The sequence below is a fragment of the Streptomyces smaragdinus genome (assembly GCF_009604385.1).
Taxonomy (GTDB): Bacteria; Actinomycetota; Actinomycetes; order Streptomycetales; family Streptomycetaceae; genus Streptomyces; species Streptomyces smaragdinus.
In genome coordinates, this window is record NZ_WEGJ01000027.1 from 69,156 (window position 1) to 90,536 (window position 21,381).

The window sequence follows — 21,381 nt, forward strand, 5'->3', positions numbered from 1 at the left end:
TGGCGGGCCGAACGGGCGACGCACGCCCCCGGACCGTGTCCCCCCGCGCGCCGGGAGGCAGGCATGCGGCATACGTACGACTGACGCGAGGGGTGCTGCGATGCCCGGCAAGCTGACGAAGCTGATGACATTCGAGTGGCCCGAGCGGCTGATGCCGGGATATCTGCTCCGGCGGCTGCGCACGCCCAAGGTGCTGGCCGGCCTGGCGGCGGGGGCGGTGGTGCTGAGCGGCATCGGGTTCATGGCGGTCGCCGCGTGGCAGCAGGGGCCGCCGGCCGGGGAGGGCGAGCGGTCGGCGAAGGCGCTCAGCGAGTCGGGGCGGGGAGCGGACGACGGGGTGCCGCGCGGGGGTGCGGGGGGCTCTTCCGGGACGGACTCCGCCGACTCCCCGGACACCGCCGACCTGTCCGGCTCCTCGGACCGCGGCGGCTGGTTCCCGGACAACTCCGGCCACGGCTGGGAGCCCCCGGTCAGCGGGCTGACGTATCCGCCGGGCGCCGCGCGGGCGGTCGTCACGGCGAAGGGCGGGGTGCTGGTGCTGGACTCCGTGTGGCACATCAACCCGGCGATCAATGTGCTGGCGCGGGGGGAGCAGGCCGGGATCAAGTGCAAGGTCGCGGGGCGTGACGTGTACGGCAACGGGATCTGGTTCAAGCTGGCCGGCAACCCCGGGTTCGTCCCGGCGCGTTACGTGAAGAACGTGGACCCGGTGAGGGACTGCCGCCGCTAGCGCAGCAGCCGCTCCACCTCCTCCGCGCTCCACCGCCCCGCCGCCCCCGGCCGTCCCGCGAGGTAGGCGGCGACGGCCGGCGTGTCCCGTCCGCCGGCCTCGAGCAGCCCCCGGCCCAGGTGCCGCAGATACGCCTCGGAGGGGGCGTTGAGGTCGGCGTCGGCCAGCCCCCAGGGGGCGGTGAACGTCAGCAGGGGTGCCCCCTCGAGATCCCCCGGGTGGACGAGCGTCTCGTACCGCCCGGGGCCGAGCGCGTCCCGCCCCGTGGCCAGCACCCCGCCGAGGTCGAGGTCCCGCCCCGGTGCGCGGCCCATCTCCTGCGCGGCGATGTCGGCGAACTGCCCGGCGCCCATGAGATACGCCCGCCCCCACACCACGCCCCGGGCCGCCGGGTCGTAGAACGCGCGCCCACCGCCCCAGAGGTCGGACTCCTGCGCGAAGTACATCTCCCCCGCCGGCTCCACCGGCACGGCCCGCCGGGGCGGACGGGGGTCCCGGGCGCCGGGATGGGGGCGGGCGGCGCCTTCGGGGGTGCCGCCGGTGAGGTAGCAGGTCAGGCGCTCGCGGTGCATGTTGGAGCCGTACGCGACGTACCAGACGTCGGTCACCGTGATCTCCCCTTCCCGGGCGACGGGAAGGACCCGCCCGATGCCGGACGGGTCCTTCGTACGGTGGCCCTGCGGCCTACGGGCAGTCCTTCCCCTTGCACGGCTCCTCCGGCTTGTTCCCGACGGTCACCAGGAGGGGCTCCGGGCTGTCGGTCACCTCGTACGGGCCGAAGACGTCCGGGTCGGGCAGGACGAACCCGTCCGGGACGGCGGTCTCGCGGAGGTAGTACTCGCCGAGCGAGAGGTCCGGGAAGAGACACACACCGTCGGGGTCGGTGGCGCAGCCCGGGTCGACGAGGGTGTCGGGATCGCTGCCGTCGGTCTGCAGCCCCGGCACGCCGTTGCTCTCGCGCCAGAGCTCGAACACGGCGCCGCCGAGGGGGTTGTCGTTGGAGCTGTCGGTCTTGAGCAGCTTCAGCGATCCCTTCCGCTCGGGGGTACGGGTGTCGTTGGCGTCGACCGACACGCCGTCGCCGGCGTTCTCCGAGGTCAGGACCAGGGGCCCGAAGACCGCGGGATCCGGCAGGTCGAAGCCCTCGGGCGCGGCCGTCTCCTCCCAGTAGTACGTCCCCAGGCCCACGGTGTCGGCGCAGACGCCGTCGGTGCCGGTGGTGCAGGGGTCGCCGACCGGGGTGTCGGGGTTCTCGCCGTCGGTCTGCAGACCCTCGACGCCGTTGCTCTCCCGCCACAGCCGGAAGACGGCGCCGGCGAGCGGGTCACCGGTGGCCGCGTCCTTCTTCACGACGCGGACGTTGCCGGTGGTGCGGGTGTCGTTGGCGTCGATCGAGACGCCCTGGGAGGCGTTCTCGGCGGTCAGCTCGAGCGGGCCGAAGACAGCGGGATCGGGCAGGTCGAAGCCCGCGGGGGCGGCCGTCTCCTCCCAGTAGTACGTACCCAGGCCCACGTTCGCCGAGCACACCCCGTCCGTACCCGTCGTGCAGGGCCCGCCGATCGGAGTGTCGGGGCTGGAGCCGTTGGTCTGCAGACCCTCGACGCCGTTCGACTCCTGCCACAGCTGGAAGACGGCGCCGTCCAAGGGGTCACCCGTCTCGGCGTCCTTCTTCACGACGCTCACGTCGCCCGTGGTGCGCGAGTCGTTGACGACGATCGAGATGCCCTCGGAGGCGTTCTCCGACGTCAGGACCAGGGGCCCGAAGACGGCGGGGTCGGGGAGGTCGAAGCCCGCGGGGGCCGACGTCTCCTCCCAGTAGTACGTCCCCAGACCCGCATTCGCCGAGCAGACCCCGTCCGTACCGGTCGTACACGGCGTACCGACCGTAGTGTCCGGGTCGGCGCCGTCGGTCTGCAGACCCTCGACGCCGTTGGTCTCCTCCCAGAGCTGGAAGACGGCGCCGTCCAGGGGGTCACCGGTCTCGACATCCCGCTTCACGACCGTCAGGTCGCCCGTGGTGCGGGAGTTGTTCACGTCGATCGAGATGCCCTCGGAGGCGTTCTCGGCGGTCAGCTCGAGCGGGCCGAAGACGGCGGGGTCGGGGAGGTCGAAGCCCGCGGGGGCCAACGTCTCCTCCCAGTAGTACGTCCCCAGAACCACGTCGGCCGAGCAGACGCCGTCCGTACCGGTCGTACACGGACCGCCGACCGCGGTATCCGGGTCCGTACCTGTGGTCTGGAGACCGGCGACGCCGTTGGTCTCCTCCCACAGCTGGAACACCGCGCCCTCGAGCGTGTCACTGGTCTCGGCGTCCTTCTTCACCACCCTGACATCACCGGTGGTACGGGTGTCCAGGGCATCGACGGACACGCCCTGGGACGCGTTCTCGGCGGTCAGCTCCAGCGGGCCGAAGACCGCGGGATCGGGGAGGTCGAAGCCCTCGGGAGCCGACGTCTCCTCCCAGTAGTACGTACCCAGACCCACATTGGCCGAGCACACGCCGTCCGTACCCGTCGTACACGGCGTACCGACCGGGGTGTCCGCATCAGCACCATCCGTCTGCAGACCCTCGATCCCGTTCGTCTCCTGCCACAGCTGGAACACCGCACCCTCAAGCGGGTCACCGGTCGCGGCATCCCGCTTGACCACGGAGACATCGCCCGTGGTGGCAGCGTCGAGGGCATCGACGGTCACACCCTGGGACGCGTTCTCCGAGGTCAGCTCCAGCGGACCGAAGACGGCGGGGTTGGGGAGGTCATAGCCTTCCGGCGCCGCGGTCTCCTCCCAGTAGTACGTGCCGAGCCCGACGTTGGCCGTGCAGACGCCGTCCGTACCCGTCGTACACGGTGTACCGACCGCAGTGTCCGCATCAGCACCATCCGTCTGCAGACCCTCGATCCCGTTCGTCTCCTGCCACAGCTGGAACACGGCACCCTCAAGCGGGTCGTTCGTGTCCGCGTCCCGCTTCACGACCGTCACATCACCCGTGGTCCGGGTGTCAAAGGCGTCGATCGTCACGCCTTCGGACGCGTTCTCCGCCGTCAGGACCAGGGGCCCGAAGACCGCAGGATCGGGAAGATCGAAACCTTCCGGTGCCGCGGTCTCCTCCCAGTAGTACGTACCGGGCTCCACGACGCTGGAGCAGACACCGTCCGTACCGGTCGTACAGGGGTCACCGACCGGCGTGTCCGGGTCGGCGCCGCCGGTCTGCAGACCCTCGACGCCGTTGGTCTCCTCCCACAGCTGGAACACCGCGCCGGCAAGGGGTTCACCAGTCGCTTCGTCCCGCTTCACCACCGTCACGCCACCGGTCGTCCGCGTGTCCAAGGCGTCGACGGACACGCCCTGGGAGGCGTTCTCGGAGGTCAGCTCGAGCGGACCGAACACCGCGGGCTCCGGCAGGTCATAGCCCTCGGGAGCGGCCGTCTCCTCCCAGTAGTACGTGCCGAGCCCCACGTTGGCCGTACAGACACCGTCCGTACCCGTCGTACACGGCGTACCGACCGCGGTGTCCGCATCAGCACCATCCGTCTGCAGACCCTCGACGCCGTTCGTCTCCTGCCACAACTGGAACACCGCGCCGGCGAGGAGGGCACCGGTCTCGGCGTCCTTCTTCACGACCGTGACATCACCCATGGTGCGCGAGTCGAGTGCGTCGACGGACACACCCTCGGTGGCGTTCTCCGACGTCAGCTCCAGCGGCCCGAACACCGCGGGATCGGGCAGGTCGAAGCCTTCGGGAGCCGCGGTCTCCTCCCAGTAGTACGTACCGAGCCCCACGTTGGCCGTACAGACACCGTCCGTACCCGTCGTACACGGCGTACCGACCGCAGTGTCCGGATCCGGACCATCGGTCTGCAGCCCCTCGACGCCGTTCGTCTCCTCCCACAACTGGAACACAGCGCCCTCAAGCGGATCGTTCGTATCCGCGTCCCGCTTCACCACCGTGACGTCACCCATGGTGCGCGAGTCGAACGCGTCGACGGTCACGCCCTGGGACTCGTTCTCGGAGGTCAGGACCAGGGGCCCGAACACCGCGGGATCCGGCAGGTCAAAGCCCTCCGGGGCCGCGGTCTCCTCCCAGTAGTACGTACCGAGCCCCACATCGGCCGTACAGACACCGTCCGTACCCGTCGTACAGGGAGTGCCCACCTGGGTGTCCGGATCGACACCATCGGTCTGCAGACCCTCGATCCCGTTCGTCTCCTCCCACAGCTGGAACACCGCGCCGGCGAGCGTCTCACCGGTCGCCTCGTCCCGCTTCACCACGGTCACGCCACCGGTCGTACGGGTGTCGTTCGCGTCGACCGTCACACCTTCGGTGGCGTTCTCGGCGGTCAGCTGCAACGGACCGAAGACAGCGGGATCCGGCAGGTCGAAGCCGCTGGGCGCTGCGGTCTCTTCCCAGTAGTACGTACCGAGACCCACGTTGGCCGTACAGACACCGTCCGTACCGGTCGTACACGGCGTACCGACCGCAGTGTCCGGGTCGGCACCGTCGGTCTGAAGACCCTCGACACCGTTGGTCTCCTGCCACAGCTGGAACACCGCGCCCTCAAGCGGGTCACCAGTCGCCGCGTCCCGCTTAACCACCGTGACATCACCCATGGTGCGCGAGTCGAGCGCATCGACGGACACGCCCTGGGACGCGTTCTCGGCGGTCAGCTCCAACGGACCGAAGACAGCGGGATCCGGCAGATCGAAGCCCGGCGGAGCCGTCGTCTCCTCCCAGTAGTACGTACCCAAGCCCACGTTCGCCGAGCACGTGCCGTCTGTGCCCGTCGTGCAGGGGCCGCCGATCGGAGTGTCCGGCGCAGCCCCATCCGTCTGCAGACCGGGAATCTCGTTGGTCTCCTGCCACAGCTGGAACACCGCACCCTCAAGCGGGTCATTCGTGTCCGCGTCCCGCTTCACCACCGAGACATCGCCCAACGTGCGGGAGTCATTCACATCGATCGACACACCCGCGGAAGCGTTCTCGGAGGTCAGCTCCAGGGGACCGAAGATCGCCGGATCCGGCAGGTCGAAGCCCGGCGGAGCCGTCGTCTCCTCCCAGTAGTACGTGCCCAGGCCAACGTTGACCGTACAGACACCGTCCGTACCCGTCGTACACGGCGTACCGACCGCAGTGTCCGGGTCAGCCCCATCGGTCTGAAGACCCTCGACGCCGTTCGTCTCCTGCCACAGCTGGAACACCGCACCCTCAAGCGTGCCACCCGTCTCGGCATCCTTCTTCACGACCGTGACGTCACCCATGGTCCGGGCGTCCAAGGCGTCGACCGACACACCCTCGGTGGCATTCTCCGGCGTCACGACCAGCGGGCCGAAGACGGCAGGATCCGGCAGATCGAAGCCCGGCGGAGCCGTCGTCTCCTGCCAGTAGTAGGTACCGGGCTCCACGATGCTGGAGCAGACACCGTCCGTACCCGTCGTACAGGGATCACCGACCGCCGTGTCCGGATCCGGACCGTCGGTCTGCAGCCCCTCGACGCCGTTCGTCTCCTCCCACAGCTGGAACACCGCGCCGGCAAGGGTCTCGCCCGTCGCGGCGTCCTTCTTGACCACCGTGACACCACCGGTCGTACGGGTGTCCAAGGCGTCGACGGACACACCCTCGGAGGCGTTCTCGGAGGTCAGCTCCAGCGGACCGAACACGGCAGGTTCCGGGAGGTCGTAGCCCGTGGGGGCGGCGGTCTCCTCCCAGTAGTACGTGCCCAGACCCACATTGGCCGAGCAGACACCGTCCGCACCGGTCGTACACGGCGTACCGACCGGAGTATCCGGGTCAGTGCCATCGGTCTGCAGACCGGGAACGCCGTTGGTCTCCTGCCACAGCTGGAACTCCGCGCCGGCGAGGAGGGCGCCGGTGTCGGCATCCTTCTTGACGACCGAGACATCGCCCGTGGTCCGGGCGTCCAGGGCGTCGACCGACACACCCGCGGAGGCGTTCTCGGAGGTCAGCTCCAGCGGACCGAAGACAGCGGGATCGGGAAGGTCGAAGCCCTCGGGGGCCGCCGTCTCCTCCCAGTAGTACGTCCCCAGACCCACGTTGGCCGTACAGAGTCCGTCCACGCCGGTCGTACAGGGGGTACCGACGGCGGTGTCCGGGTCGGCGCCATCAGTCTGCAGGCCGGGAATCCCGTTCGTCTCCTGCCACAGCTGGAACACCGCACCCTCAAGCGGGTCATTCGTGTCCACGTCCCGCTTCACCACCGAGACATCGCCCATGGTGCGCGAGTCGAGCGCATCGACGGACACGCCCTGGGACGCGTTCTCGGAGGTCAGCTCCAGCGGACCGAAGACCGCAGGATCAGGCAGGTCGAAGCCCGGCGGAGCCGTCGTCTCCTCCCAGTAGTACGTACCCAAGCCCACGTTCGCCGAGCACGTCCCGTCCGTACCCGTCGTGCAGGGGCCGCCGATCGGAGTGTCCGGGGTCGCACCCGTGGTCTGCAGACCGGGAATGTCGTTGGTCTCCTGCCACAACTGGAACACCGCACCCTCAAGCGGGTCATTGGTGTCCGCGTCCCGCTTCACCACCGAGACATCGCCCAACGTGCGGGAATCGTTCACGTCGATCGACACACCCGTAGAAGCGTTCTCCGACGTCAGCTCCAGCGGACCGAAGATCGCCGGGTCCGGCAGATCGAAGCCCGGCGGAGCCGCCGTCTCCTCCCAGTAATAGGTACCGAGACCCACATTGGCCGAGCACACACCATCCGTGCCCGTCGTACACGGCGTACCGACCTCGGTATCCGGGGTCGCGCCGGTGGTCTGCAGACCGGGAATCCCGTTCGTCTCCTGCCACAGCTGGAACACCGCACCCTCAAGCGTCCCGCCGGTCTCGGCATCCTTCTTCACCACCGAGACGTCACCCATGGTCCGGGAGTCCAGGGCATCAGTGGTCACGCCCGCAGAAGCGTTGTCGGCAGTCAGCTCCAGCGGACCGAAAACAGCGGGATCCGGCAGGTCGAAGCCCTCCGGAGCCGCCGTCTCCTCCCAGTAGTACGTCCCCAGCCCCACATTGGCCGAGCAGGTACCGTCCGTGCCCGTCGTGCAGGGGCCGCCGATCGGCGTATCCGGAGTCGCACCCGTGGTCTGCAGACCGGGAATGTCGTTCGTCTCCTGCCACAACTGGAACACCGCACCCTCAAGCGGGTCATTCGTGTCCGCGTCCCGCTTCACCACCGAGACATCGCCCAACGTGCGGGAATCGTTCACGTCGATCGACACGCCCTGGGACGCGTTCTCCGACGTCAGCTCCAGCGGACCGAAGATCGCCGGGTCCGGCAGGTCGAAGCCCGGCGGAGCCGCCGTCTCCTCCCAGTAGTACGTCCCCAGGCCAACGTTCGCCGTGCAAACGCCGTCCGTGCCCGTCGTGCACGGTGTCCCGACCGCCGTGTCCGGGTCAGCCCCATCGGTCTGCAGGCCGGGAATACCGTTGGTCTCCTGCCACAGCTGGAACACCGCACCCTCAAGCGTCCCGCCGGTCTCGGCATCCCTCTTCACCACCGTGACGTCACCCATGGTGCGCGAGTCGAGCGCATCGACGGACACGCCCACGGAGGCGTTGTCGGCAGTCAGCTCCAGCGGACCGAAGACAGCAGGGTCAGGAAGGTCGAAGCCCGGCGGGGCCGCCGTCTCCTCCCAGTAGTACGTGCCGAGACCGACATTCGCCGTGCAGACGCCGTCCGTACCCGTCGGACAGGCAGAACCCACCGGAGTATCAGCATCGACACCAGTGGTCTGCAAACCAGGAATCCCGTTCGTCTCCTGCCACAGCTGGAACACCGCGCCCTCAAGCGGATCGTCCGTATCCGCGTCCCGCTTCACCACCGTGACGTCACCCATGGTGCGCGAGTCCAGCGCGTCGACGGACACGCCCACAGAGGCATTCTCGGAGGTCAGCTCCAACGGACCGAACACCGCGGGATCCGGCAGGTCGAAGCCCTCCGGAGCCGCCGTCTCCTCCCAGTAGTACGTGCCCAGACCGACGTTGGCCGTACAGATGCCGTCCGTACCCGTCGTACAGGCAGAGCCCACCGGAGTGTCCGCATCGACACCAGTGGTCTGCAGACCAGGAATCCCGTTCGTCTCCTGCCACAACTGGAACACCGCGCCGGCCAGGGTGTCACCCGTGTCCGCGTCCCGCTTCACGACCGTGACGTCACCCATGGTGCGCGAGTCCAGCGCGTCGACGGACACGCCCACAGATGCGTTCTCGGCGGTCAGCTCCAGCGGACCGAACACCGCGGGGTCAGGGAGATCGAAGCCGGGCGGAGCCGCCGTCTCCTCCCAGTAATACGTCCCCAGACCGACATTCGCCGAGCACGTACCGTCCGTACCCGTCGTGCAGGGTCCGCCGACGGGAGTGTCCGGGGTGGCGCCGTCGGTCTGCAGACCGGGGATGCCGTTGGTCTCCTGCCACAGCTGGAAGACGGCGTCGGCAAGAGGATCGTTGTTGTCGGCGTCCCGCTTCACCACCGAGACATCGCCCAACGTGCGGGAGTCATTCACATCGATCGACACACCGGCGGAAGCGTTCTCGGAGGTCAGCTCCAGCGGACCGAAGATCGCCGGGTCCGGCAGGTCGAAGCCCGGCGGAGCCGTCGTCTCCTCCCAGTAGTACGTGCCGAGACCGACGTTGGCCGTGCAGATGCCGTCCGCACCCGTCGTACAGGGAGAACCCACCGGAGTATCGGCATCGACACCAGTGGTCTGCAGACCAGGAATCCCGTTGGTCTCCTCCCACAACTGGAACACCGCACCCTCGAGCACGCCCCCCGTCTCCGCGTCCCGCTTCGCCACCGTGACGTCACCCATGGTGCGGGCATCGAGCGCATCGACCGACACACCGGCGGACGCGTTCTCGGAGGTCAGGTCCAGCGGACCGAACACCGCGGGATCCGGCAGGTCGAAGCCCTCCGGAGCCGCCGTCTCCTCCCAGTAATACGTCCCCAGACCGACATTCGCCGTGCAGATACCGTCCGTACCCGTCGTACACGGCGTACCGACCTCGGTATCCGGGGTCGCGCCGTCGGTCTGCAGACCGGGAATCCCGTTCGTCTCCTGCCACAACTGGAACACCGCACCCGCCAGGGTGTCTCCGGTCGCCGCGTCCTTCTTGACGACCGTGACATCGCCCATGGTGCGAGCGTCGTCGACGTCGATCGACACGCCCGTGGAGGCGTTCTCCGACGTCAGGTCCAGCGGACCGAAGATCGCCGGGTCCGGCAGGTCGAAGCCGGGCGGGGCCGACGTCTCCTCCCAGTAGTACGTGCCGAGACCGACGTTGGCCGTGCAGATGCCGTCCGCACCCGTCGTACAGGGACCACCGACCTCCGTGTCCGGGTTCCCGCCGGTGGTCTGCAGGCCGGGGATGCCGTTGGTCTCCTGCCACAGCTGGAAGACGGCGCCGTCGAGCGGGTCACCCGTCGCGGCATCCCGCTTGACCACCGTGATGTTGCCCGTAGTCCGCGTGTCCAAGGCGTCGACCGACTCCCCCACGGACGCGTTGTCCGAGGTCAGAATCAGCGGGCCGAACACCGACGGATCCGGCAGGTCGAAGCCCGGCGGCGGAGCCGTCTCCTCCCAGTAGTACGTCCCCAGCCCCACCGTCGCCGAACAGATCCCGTCCACACCCGTCGTACACGGCCCACCGACAGGAGTGTCCGGATCGGCCCCCGAAGTCTGCAGCCCGGGAACCCCGTTCGTCTCCTCCCACAACTGGAACTCCGCGCCCTCCAGCACGTCCCCCGTCTCCGCGTCCCGCTTCACGACCCGCACGTCACCCGTGGTCGCCGCGTCGAAGGCGTCGACCGACACACCCGCGGAAGCGTTCTCGGAGGTCAACTCCAGCGGACCGAAGATCGCCGGATCCGGCAGGTCGAAGCCCGGCGGGGCCGACGTCTCCTCCCAGTAGTACGTGCCCAGCCCCACGTTCTCCGAGCAGACGCCGTCGGGACCCGTCGTACACGGCCCACCGACCGGAGTGTCCGGATCGGCGCCCGACGTCTGCAGCCCCGGCGTCCCGTTCGTCTCCTGCCACAGCTGGAAGACGGCGTCGGCGAGGGTGTCCCCGTTCGCGAGATCCCGCTTCACGACCGTCACGTTGCCTGTCGTAGCCACGTCAAGAGCGTCGACCGACTCCCCCACGGACGCGTTGTCCGAGGTCAGAATCAGCGGGCCGAACACCGACGGATCCGGCAGGTCGAAGCCCGGCGGCGGAGCCGTCTCCTCCCAGTAGTACGTCCCCAGCCCCACCGTCGCCGAACAGATCCCGTCCACACCCGTCGTACACGGAGAGCCCACCGGCGTATCCGCATTCGCCCCCGACGTCTGCAGCCCCGGAACCCCGTTCGTCTCCTCCCACAACTGGAACTCCGCGCCCTCCAGCACGTCCCCCGTCTCCGCGTCCCGCTTCACGACCCGCACGTCACCCGTGGTCGCCGTGTCGAGCGCCTCGACCCGGACCCCCTGCGACGCGTTGTCCTCCGTCAGCACCAGCGGGCCGAAGACCGCCGGATCCGGCAGGTCGTAGCCCGGCGGCGGAGCCGTCTCCTCCCAGTAGTACGTGCCGACCTCGACGTTGCGCGAGCAGAGGCCGTCGGGACCCGTCGTACAGGGGGTGCCGACCGGGGTGTCCGGGGTGGCGCCCGACGTCTGCAGGCCCGCGACGCCGTTGGTCTCCTCCCAGAGCTGGAACTGTGCGCCGGCCAGCGGCTCGCGGGTGTCCGCGTCCAGCTTCAGGACGCTGACGTCGCCCGTGGTCACGGGGGCCGCGCAGTCGGGGAGGTCGCCGGTGAAGGGATAGGCGTGGAACTCCTGGCCGCCGCCGCCCGTGGGCGAGTTGGTGTGGGTGAGTGAACCGGTCGCGAGCATACGGCCGTTGAAGCCCGGTGCCGTCACCGTCGTCATTGACGCCTGCGCGCCGGACAGGACGCTGCCCTGGAACTGTCCCGTACCGGCGATGTTCACCGCGGTGGCGTCGGGGAAGTTCCACAGCAGTTTCTCGCGGTAGGCGTTCAGCGGGTCGGAGGACGGGCCGGGCGGGTCCACGAGCGAGCCGCTGTAGGAGTTGATCGTCCGGGTGGCGCCGAAGACGTTGACCAGGATCGTCGCGCCCGGCGGGATGTTCTCGAAGGTGATGCCCTGCTGGCCGCCGCCGGCCGCGGCGATGTCGAAGTCGATGTTGAAGATCTGGAGCATCGACGTGCCGTCACCGGTGAACAGCGTCTGGTAGCCCTGATTGACCGCCGTCCCCGTCGGGGGCCGCGGCGCGCCGTCCACCCGGGCGTAACACTGGCTCGCGTCGGTCAGCTGGTCCCGCAGGGGGATGTACGGGTTCGCGGCGGCGGGGTCGTGGACCGTGGTGGCGAGCACCTGGCCGGGTCCGGTGAGCGCGCCCGCGTACCGTACGACGCCGTCCTCGGCGAGCAGCCGCTGGTTGGCGGCGATGGAGATGTTGCCGCCGGTGGTCAGCCAGTCGGAGCCGATCGGCGGGGGGACCATGGAGCCGGCTCCGACCTCACCGAGGTTGTAGATCTCGCTGACGCCGGTGGCCTTGTTCATGTCGAAGTTGTTGAGGACGACGACCCTGCCCTCGGCCTCCGCGGCCGCGCCACGCACCAGGAAGTCGTTGCCGACGAAGATGTTGACGGCGTTGTCACGGCCCTGGATGGTGCCGCCGACCGGCGGGAACGGTGAGGGGCAACTGCCCGGAATACACGGCCCCAGCCCACCCGGCAGAGGCGCCGCGGCGGCCGGCTCGGCGGCTGGGCCCAGCAGGATGGCTGGGACGGCCGAGAACGTGACGACGGCGGCGAGCGCGGCGGCTTTCAGCCGACGCGCTTTGCGTACTAAGCGGGCAATAGGGCGCATTCTCACCCCGGCAGGCTGTCAGCGCATCCCGGGAGTACGCCTCATCGACTCCCGGGGAGCGGGTCCATACCACCGGCATGTATGACAGGCGATGCGGCATCCGGCCTATTACGCGACCCCGCCGGGGGACGGGGACGGCGGCCACGGTGCCGACGGGACGGGGCAGCTGGGGCCGCGGCGCCGGATGATACGACGGATTCGGCAATCCCGCAGGTCAGCGCACGGCCGGAGATTCACCCGCAGAAGAGCGTCACCCGGGTTATCCACAGGCGAACACCACCGGCCCCCGGAATGTCGGGCCGTCACAGCACAATGGCGTCATGAGCCAGAGCACTGAGTCCACCGAGAGCACCCCCGACTGGGAGAAGCGGTTCCGGGCGCCGCGCGTCAGCCTGCCCGACTGGGCCGAGGACGCGCCGGACCGGTCGTTGTACGTGTCGAACGTGACGGGGACGTTCGAGCTGTACGCATGGGACCGTTCGACGGGAGAGAAGCGCCAGGTCACGGACCGGCCGAACGGCACGACGGACGGCACGCTGACGCCGGACGGCGAATGGATCTGGTGGTTCTCCGACACCGACGGGGACGAGTTCGGGGTGTGGCGGCGCCAGCCCTTCGCCGACGCGCTGGTGGGTCAGGACCAGCCCGCGGCGCCCGGCATCGAGCCCGCGTATCCTGCGGGGCTGGCCCTGGGCCGGGACGGGACGGCGGTGATCGGCCGCTCGACGGACGAGGACGGGACGACGATCCACGTCGTACGGCCGGGGGGCGAGCCCTCGGTGGTGTACCGGCACCGGGAGTCGGCGGGCGTCGGCGACCTGTCGCGCGACGGGACGCTGCTGGCGATCGAGCACACGGAGCACGGGGATGCGATGCACTCCGCGCTGCGGGTGCTGCGGCTCGACGGCTCCGTCGTGGCCGAGTTGGACGACACGGAGGGCGGGGAGAAGGAGCTGGGGCTGGAGGTGCTGGGCTTCGCCCCGGTCGCGGGGGACGCCCGGCTGCTGGTCGGGCATCAGCGGCGGGGGCGGTGGGAGCCGGCGATCTGGGACCCGGTCGCGGGGGAGTTCACGGATCTGCGGCTGGACCTGCCGGGGGACGTGTCCGCCGAGTGGTGCCCGGACGGCTCCGCGCTGCTGGTCGTGCACATGTATCAGGCGCGCAGCGAGCTGTGGCGGTACGACCTGGCGGCGGGGGAGCTGACGCGGCTGGAGACGCCGCCGGGGACGGTGGGGGGAGCGTCGGCGCGGCCCGACGGGACGGTGGAGTTCCTGTGGTCGTCGGCCGCCGAGCCGCCGGTGGTGCGCAACACGCGGGACGAGGTCGTGCTGCAGGCGCCGGGGATGCTGCCGCCGGCGTCGGTGCCGGTGGAGGACGCCTGGGTGGAGGGTCCGGGCGGGACGGTGCACGCGCTGGTGCAGCGGCCGGCCGGGACGGGGCCGTTCCCGACGGTCTTCGAGATCCACGGCGGCCCGACGTGGCACGACTCGGACGCGTTCGCGGCGGGCCCGGCGGCCTGGGTGGACCACGGGTTCGCCGTGGTGCGGGTCAACTACCGCGGGTCCACGGGGTACGGGCGGGAGTGGACGGACGCGCTCAAGCACCGGGTGGGGCTGATCGAGCTGGAGGACATCGCCGCGGTGCGGGAGTGGGCGGTCTCCTCGGGGCTGGCGGACCCGGCGCGGCTGGTGCTCTCCGGCGGGTCGTGGGGCGGGTATCTGACGCTGCTGGGACTCGGGACGCAGCCGGAGGACTGGACGCTGGGGCTGGCCGCGGTGCCGGTGGCGGACTACGTCACGGCGTACCACGACGAGATGGAGGCGCTGAAGGCGATGGACCGCACGCTGCTCGGCGGGACGCCGGAGGAGGTCCCGGAGCGCTTCGCCGCCTCGTCACCGCTGACGTACGTGGACCGGGTGAAGGCGCCGGTGTACATCTCGGCGGGGGTGAACGACCCGCGGTGCCCGATCCGTCAGGTCGAGAACTACGTGCACCGGCTCGAGGAGCGCGCGCACCCGCACGAGGTGTACCGGTACGACGCGGGGCACGGCTCGCTGGTGGTGGAGGAGCGGATCAAGCAGTTGCGGCTGGAGCTCGACTTCGCGCTTCGTCATCTGGGTCCGCCTCGTCAGGGGTGAGTCCCAGCGCCACGTCCCGTGCCAGCTCCAGTTCGCGACGGAAGAAGCGGTACCACATGAACACCACGAAGCCGGCGAAGACGAACCACTCCGCCGTGTACCCGAGGTTCTGGAACGCCTTCAGGTCGAGGCCGGTGCCCTGCGCGGCGGCGGGCGGGACGGCCGTCATACCCCGGTCGGGCGTGGTGAGGGTGATCCAGGCGTCGTACACCGGGTAGTCGACGATGTTGATCAGCGAGGCGGCGCTGATCATGCCGATGCTGCCCTCGGGGAGTCCGCCGTCCGCGTCGACCCCGGGGGCGCCCTGGCTCTCCGAGGCCTGCAGGGCCCCGGTCACGGTGACGTCGCCGGACGCCGGAGCCGGGACCTTGCCGGGGTCGGCGTCGCCGGGCAGCCAGCCGCGGACGACGGGCAGGGCCTTGCCGCCGGGGCCGTCGGTGCGCAGCAGCGTCAGGACGTAGTAGCCGCGCCGGCCGTCGAGGTCGCGGTCGGGGACCAGGAGCTGGGTGTCCCAGCGGCCGGTCGCGGTGGCCTCGGCGCCGGAGGTGTTCTTGTCCACGGGCAGCAGCGCGGCCAGCGGCCGGGCCGTGCGGTCGGCCGGGTCCAGGGCCTGTTCCTGCTGGTGGTGGGTGTCGACGCGGTCCTCGAACCGGCCGAGCTGCCAGCTGCCCATGAAAAAGCAGAAGGGGATGGCGAGCAGGGCGAAGACGTTGATCGCCCACCAGCGCGGGGTGGCCAGGAACCGGTACACGCATCAAAGGTACGACGCGCGGCACGCGCGGGTCCGCACACCCCCCGGGCGGCGGCGGGATCGGACCCGGCGGGTGAGGTCCCGGCGGGTCCGCGGCCCGGTCCCCGGCGCGTCCGCGACCGCGGTACGCGGCCGTACCCCGCCGGCGGGTGGGTGGTGGACCTCACCCCTCCAGCGGCGGGGTGTAGAACACCGTGCCGGCGCAGGTGGCCGGGACCGTCACCGTCGCGGTCCGGCCGCCGCCCTCCGGGGTGTGCGTGATCGCGACCTCGGTGGTCTCGGGCGGCGGCGGGGTGCCGTCGTTCGCGCCGCCCGTGTCGGTGACCATCAGCTGCGTGGTGGTGTTCGACAGCACCTCGCCGGTATCGCCGGTCGGGGTGTTGGTGTCCGTCCCCTCCGTCGGGCCCGGGGCGGGGGTGTCGGGGCCCGTCGCCGGGCAGGTCTCGGCGGCCTCGGGGGCGGGGACGAAGGCAAAGGCCAGCACGTACGCCTCGCCGGCGGCCAGCGTGATCGGCTCCGGCTCCGGCGCCACGGCGGGCAGCAGGCCGGAGGCGACGTCGCCGTCCGTGTGCTGCGCCGTGTCGATCCTCGCGTCAGCCGCGACGGTCCGTACGCTGCCGGCGCCCGCGACGGAGCAGGGGGCGGAGGAGGCGTTCGCCATCTTGATCTGGCCGGTGACGTTCCCCCGGCTGTCCGGCGGGGACGTCGTGGCGCTCTCCTCGACGAGGTCGCCGGCCTTGCAGGGCGGGGCGGAGACCGGCTTCGTACCGTTCGGGCCGCCGCCCGAGCCGGTGCCGTCGGTGCCGTCGTGGGGGCCCTGGGTGGCCTCGCCCTGTTCGCCGCCGCCGTGCGTGGAGTCCCCGCCGCCGACCTCGCCGGAGGTCCCGCCGTCGGGGCTCTCGCCGCTCTCCGGCGTCGCGGGGCTGCTGGCCACCGCCAGCGGCCGGCCGCCGTCGCCGCCGATCCCGCCGGTGCGCAGCAGCGCGGGCACCGAGGCGACCGCCAGCACCAGCAGCGCCGCGGCGCCCACCATCAGCTGCCGCCGCCGGGCCCGCCGCGCGGGTACGGCGTAGCGCAGATGGTCCAGGACGCCCTCCCGGGGCGCCAGATCGTCCACCGCGCCGTGCAGCAGGGCACGCAGCGCGTCCTCCTCGCCCCCGGCGGGAAGGCCGGTCAGCGTGACCAGCGCCGCGGTGTCCTCGTCCTCCCCGGAGCGGGGCGCGGACGCGAAGAGCTGGTCCCGCCAGGCGGACGACTGCCCGGCCCCGGAGGAATCGGGGGCGAAGGCGTTCGACCCGTCCCCATACCCGGGGATGTCCGGTTTCTTGCGCTCACTCATGATGCCGGGGCTCCCATCGCGACTCGCAGCGCCGCTATCCCCCGTGATCCGTACGCCTTCACCGAGCCCAGGGAGATGCCGAGCGCCTCGGCGACCTGGGCCTCGGTCATGTCCGCGAAGTACCGCAGCGACAGAACCTCACGCTGCCGGCGCTGCAACCCGCGCATCGCCTTGATCAATTGGTCCCGCTCCAGCTGCTCGTACGCCCCCTCCTCGGCGCTCGCCATGTCGGGCATCGGCTTCGAGAGGAGCTTCAGCCCGATGATCCGGCGGCGCAGCGCCGAGCGGGAGAGATTGACTACGGTCTGCCGCAGGTAGGCGAGGGTCTTCTCCGGCTCCCGCACCCGCTTGCGGGCGGAGTGTACGCGGATGAACGCCTCCTGCACGACGTCCTCGCACGAGGCGGTGTCGTCCAGGAGCAGGGCGGCCAGGCCCAGCAGCGACCGGTAGTGCAGCCGGTAGGTCTCGGTCAGATGGTCGACCGTGGTGCCCTCCGCCGCGGCATCCGCATCCACGGCCGCCGTGCTCGCCGGAGCCGCCGCGGCCGAGCCCGCGGGCCAGGGCGCGATCACCGGCATGCCCTCGAGGACGCGCGGACGGCGCCGCGGGCGCAGCCCGGGGCGGTCCGGGAGGGTCGCGATAGAGAATGCTTCTGCCACGCCTGTTGGACGCACTCCGCCCCGGCAGGGTTGTACGTGCCGGGCACCAATCTCGGCGCGGCGTACCTCACCCTCATGCGACCCAATTCTTTCCGCCCCCAGTGATCCGACGACCGCCTTCGCTGGGCACAGTCAAAGACGTCCCCGCCGACGCGTCGGTTGCGGCCGGGACAGGGACTGCATCGTCGGTCGAAACATATGCCGACTACAAGTTGTCTAGTCCAACATTTCCATCACATCTCCCACACATATGGCGGGAGATCACGGGCAATCACCCAGCAACCAGACATCATCACCGGTCAAGTTTCGGCAATCCGATACGGATTGTTTGGTTCCGGAGATCCTTGATCCGTTTCCTCGCGCGAAGACCGCCCGGCCCCGGGAACGGCGAAAGGGGCCCGGAACGTACGTCCCGGACCCCTCGGCGTCGTCGCGTCAGCGGCCGGTGCCCCCGTACACCACGGCCTCGTCGCTCTCGCTGTCCAGCCCGAACGCCGTGTGCACCGCGCGCACCGCGTCCTTGACCTCGTCCTCGCGCGTGACCACCGAGATCCGGATCTCGGACGTCGAGATCAGCTCGATATTCACCGCGGCGTTCGACAGCGCCTCGAAGAAGGTCGCCGTCACACCCGGGTTCGTCCGCATGCCCGCGCCGACCAGGGAGATCTTCGCGATCTGGTCGTCGTAGCGCAGCGACTCGAAGCCGATGCCCGGCTGCGCCTTCGTCAGCGCCTCCATCGCCCGGTGGCCGTCCGTCTTCGGCAGCGTGAAGGAGATGTCCGTCAGACCCGTGGCGGCGGCGGAGACGTTCTGCACCACCATGTCGATGTTGATCTCCGCGTCCGCGATCGCGCGGAAGATCATCGCCGCCTCGCCCGGCTTGTCGGGCACGCCGACGACCGTGATCTTCGCCTCGGCCGTGTCGTGCGCCACCCCGGAGATGATCGCCTGTTCCATGCCTGCTTCTTCTCCTTCGGACCTGTTGCGCACCCACGTGCCCTGGTGCCCCGAGAAGGAGGAGCGGACGTGGATGGGCATGTTGTAGCGGCGGGCGTACTCCACGCAGCGGCCCAGCAGCACCTTCGTACCGCTGGTGGCCAGCTCGAGCATGTCCTCGAACGGGATCTCGTCGATCTTGCGGGCCTTCTTCACGACCCGCGGGTCGGCGGTGAAGACCCCGTCGACGTCCGTGTAGATCTCGCAGACCTCGGCGTTCAGCGCGACGGCCAGCGCCACCGCGGTGGTGTCGGAGCCGCCGCGGCCGAGCGTGGTGATGTCCTTCGTCGACTGCGACACGCCCTGGAAGCCGGCCACGATCGCGACCGCCCCCTTGTCGACGGCCTCCTGGATCCGGCCCGGGGTGACGTCGATGATCCGCGCCTTGTTGTGCACGGAGTCGGTGATCACGCCGGCCTGGCTGCCGGTGAAGGAGAGTGCGTCATGGCCGAGGTTCTTGATCGCCATGGCCAGCAGGGCCATGGAGATCCGCTCCCCGGCGGTCAGCAGCATGTCGAACTCACGGCCGGCGGGGATCGGGGATACCTTCTTGGCGAGATCGATCAGCTCGTCCGTCGTATCGCCCATCGCGGAGACCACGACGACCACCTGGTGGCCGTTCTTCTTGGCTTCCACGATCCGCTTGGCGACGCGCTTGATGCCGTCGGCATCCGCGACGGACGAGCCGCCGTACTTCTGCACGACAAGGCCCACGTGCGCTCCTAGCAAAGGTCGGGTCGGTCGGCTCAGTCTACTGACGCCGTGAGCGCTGGATCGGCTCAGCAGCGCTCCCTTCCCACCAGGTGAGACACGCACACAAGAAGGTGGGCGACGTCACACGACCGGGCGACCTCAGACCGTACGCAGCCCCAGCGGCTCGGCGATCTCCGCGACCATCACCCGGCCCGCCTCCTCCTCCAGCTCACCGTCGTCCAGCGAGGCGTCGGTGTCCGTGTCGAGGCCGTCGAGCTCGCCGAGCGGCTGGTCCAGCCGGACGTGCGCGACCAGCGACTGCAGCGCCCGCAGGGCCGCACTGGCGGTCGTCCCCCAGTTCGACAGGTACGAGAACTGCCACCACCACAGCGCCTCGCTGACCCGGCCCTCCCGGTAGTGCGCCAGCCCGTGCCGCAGATCGGTGACGATGTCGGCGAGGTCGTCGGAGATCCGGGAGGCCACCGGCGCCTTGCGCGGCTCGTACGGGTCGAAGACCTCGGAGTAGACGTCGACCGGCTTCAGCAGCTGCGCGAACCGCTCCCGCAGCTCGTCCAGATCCGGCTCAGGGCCGGTGTCCGGCTCGTAGCGCTCGTCCGGTACGAAGTCCTCGTGCGCCCCCAGCCGGCCGCCGGCCAGCAGCAGCTGCGAGACCTCCAGCAGCAGGAACGGCACCGCGGACGCCGGCTCGTCACCCTTGGCGACCTCGGTCACCGCGACGATGAAACTCTCGACCGAGTCGGCGATCTGCACGGCGAAGCTGTCGGGGTCCTGGTCGGACTGGTGGAGTGTGGCATCAGACATCGAGCAAGCGCCTCCCTTCGAAGGCCCGCCCCAGCGTGACCTCGTCGGCATATTCGAGGTCTCCCCCCACGGGAAGACCGCTGGCCAGCCGCGTCACCTTCAGACCCATGGGCTTGACCATGCGGGCCAGATAGGTGGCGGTGGCTTCTCCCTCAAGATTCGGGTCGGTGGCCAGGATCAGCTCCGTGACGGTGCCGTCCGCGAGCCGGGCCAGCAGCTCCCGTATCCGCAGGTCGTCCGGGCCCACGCCCTCGATCGGGCTGATCGCCCCGCCGAGCACGTGATACCGGCCGCGGAACTCACGGGTGCGCTCGACGGCCACCACGTCCTTGGGCTCCTCGACCACGCACAGCACTGCGGGATCGCGGCGGGGGTCGGCGCAGATCCGGCACCGCTCCTCCTGCGCCACGTTGCCGCAGACGGCGCAGAACCGGACCTTCTCCTTGACCTCCGTCAGGGCGTGGGCCAGCCGGCGCACGTCCGCGGGCTCGGACTGCAGGATGTGGAAGGCGATGCGCTGCGCACTCTTCGGACCGACGCCGGGCAGTCTGCCCAGTTCGTCGATGAGGTCCTGCACGACGCCTTCGTACACGGCTGCTGCTCCCTGGTGTGACGCCCTCGCTCAAACGGCTGGGGCTCAACGCTAGTTGGTACCGGCGGGTTTTCCCGGTGTCCGGCGGTCCCGGTTGACAAACGTCCGGCGGGTCCGGGATGTCCCCGCTCTCAGAACGGCAGGCCCGGGAGGCCGCCGCCGAGGCCCTGGGCGAGCGGGCCGAGCTTCTGCTGGGCCAGCTGCTGGGCCGCGGCGTTCGCGTCGCGCACGGCGGCCACGACCAGGTCGGCCAGCGTCTCCGTGTCCTCGGGGTCCACGGCCTTCGGGTCGATCACCAGGGCCTTCAGCTCCCCGGATCCGGTGACCGTGGCCTTGACGAGGCCGCCGCCGGCGCTGCCCTCGACGGGGGTCTCGGCGAGCTCCTGCTGCGCGGCTACGAGGTCCTGCTGCATCTTCTGGGCCTGCTGCAGCAGCTGCTGCATATCGGGCTGCCCACCACCGGGAAACACGGCTGGTCGCTCCTGCCTTCGACTGCGTCGGTCCGGCTGCGCGCCGGTACTGCGAGCCTACGTGGTCCCGCGCGCCGCCGCTCTACGCCGTACGGAGGACACCTGGGGGGCCGTGAGAAGGAGTCAGTTGTGCGGGATCTCCTCTATCACCGTGGCCCCGAGCTCGCGGACGATCAGGTCGTGTCCGGAGAGGGCGGAGTCGTCGAGGTCGGGGTCGTCGTCCTCGGGGATGTCCTCCGTCCGCGGCCCAGCCGGCGGGCGTCCAGGGCCGCTGGTACTCGGCGTTGACCGCGGCGGCCATCAGATCCACCGCG

At 70.3% G+C, this 21,381-nt stretch carries 11 protein-coding genes; 2 read left to right on the top strand and 9 right to left on the bottom strand.

All coding sequences use genetic code 11. From position 1 onward, the window contains the following. Window positions 1-100: 100 nt before the first annotated feature. On the top strand, window positions 101-730 hold the full coding sequence (locus SRB5_RS26070; protein ID WP_153455864.1) for a hypothetical protein: 630 nt from the start codon (window positions 101-103) through the stop codon (window positions 728-730). Here the strand turns inward: SRB5_RS26070 and SRB5_RS26075 are convergent. Together SRB5_RS26075 and SRB5_RS36740 are read right to left on the bottom strand one after the other, a co-directional pair. After that, window positions 727-1,338, bottom strand: coding sequence for a histone deacetylase (locus SRB5_RS26075; RefSeq protein ID WP_323378476.1), 612 nt, complete (start codon window positions 1,336-1,338; stop codon window positions 727-729). The two genes, SRB5_RS26070 and SRB5_RS26075, sit on opposite strands and share 4 nt — an antisense overlap. A 76-nt stretch (window positions 1,339-1,414) precedes the next feature. Beyond that, window positions 1,415-12,607: a SpaA isopeptide-forming pilin-related protein gene (locus SRB5_RS36740; protein ID WP_228390455.1), complete on the bottom strand. Its 11,193-nt coding sequence runs from the start codon at window positions 12,605-12,607 to the stop codon at window positions 1,415-1,417. A 320-nt stretch (window positions 12,608-12,927) separates the two neighbouring features. On the opposite strand from SRB5_RS36740, the gene SRB5_RS26085 reads away from it, so the two are divergent. Then, entirely contained in the window at window positions 12,928-14,745 is a 1,818-nt protein-coding gene (locus SRB5_RS26085) for a S9 family peptidase (RefSeq protein ID WP_153455865.1), read from the top strand. Here the strand turns inward: SRB5_RS26085 and SRB5_RS26090 are convergent. The 7 genes from SRB5_RS26090 to SRB5_RS26120 all read right to left on the bottom strand — a co-directional run bounded on the left by SRB5_RS26090 (window position 14,681) and on the right by SRB5_RS26120 (window position 21,067). Further along, a complete protein-coding gene (locus SRB5_RS26090; protein WP_323378477.1) occupies window positions 14,681-15,496 on the bottom strand; it encodes an SURF1 family protein in 816 nt (271 codons plus the stop codon). The genes SRB5_RS26085 and SRB5_RS26090 overlap by 65 nt on opposite strands. A 163-nt stretch (window positions 15,497-15,659) precedes the next feature. Then, a complete protein-coding gene (locus SRB5_RS26095) occupies window positions 15,660-16,835 on the bottom strand; it encodes a hypothetical protein (protein WP_153455866.1) in 1,176 nt (391 codons plus the stop codon). Continuing rightward, window positions 16,832-17,413: a SigE family RNA polymerase sigma factor gene (locus SRB5_RS26100; protein WP_153455888.1), complete on the bottom strand. Its 582-nt coding sequence runs from the start codon at window positions 17,411-17,413 to the stop codon at window positions 16,832-16,834. The genes SRB5_RS26095 and SRB5_RS26100 overlap by 4 nt, the downstream gene beginning before the upstream one ends. 516 nt (window positions 17,414-17,929) lie before the next feature. Next, window positions 17,930-19,204, bottom strand: coding sequence for an aspartate kinase (locus SRB5_RS26105; RefSeq protein WP_323378478.1), 1,275 nt, complete (start codon window positions 19,202-19,204; stop codon window positions 17,930-17,932). Between the two features lie 138 nt (window positions 19,205-19,342). Then, on the bottom strand, window positions 19,343-20,005 hold the full coding sequence (locus SRB5_RS26110) for a DUF5063 domain-containing protein (protein ID WP_153455868.1): 663 nt from the start codon (window positions 20,003-20,005) through the stop codon (window positions 19,343-19,345). Next, the gene (gene recR / locus SRB5_RS26115; protein ID WP_323378479.1) at window positions 19,998-20,597 is read right to left on the bottom strand and encodes a recombination mediator RecR; all 600 of its coding nucleotides are present in this window, start codon (window positions 20,595-20,597) and stop codon (window positions 19,998-20,000) included. The genes SRB5_RS26110 and recR overlap by 8 nt, the downstream gene beginning before the upstream one ends. 131 nt (window positions 20,598-20,728) lie before the next feature. Next, window positions 20,729-21,067 carry a YbaB/EbfC family nucleoid-associated protein gene (locus SRB5_RS26120; RefSeq protein ID WP_323378480.1) on the bottom strand — a complete coding sequence of 113 codons (339 nt, stop codon included), beginning with the start codon at window positions 21,065-21,067 and terminating at the stop codon, window positions 20,729-20,731. Window positions 21,068-21,381 lie beyond the last annotated feature (314 nt).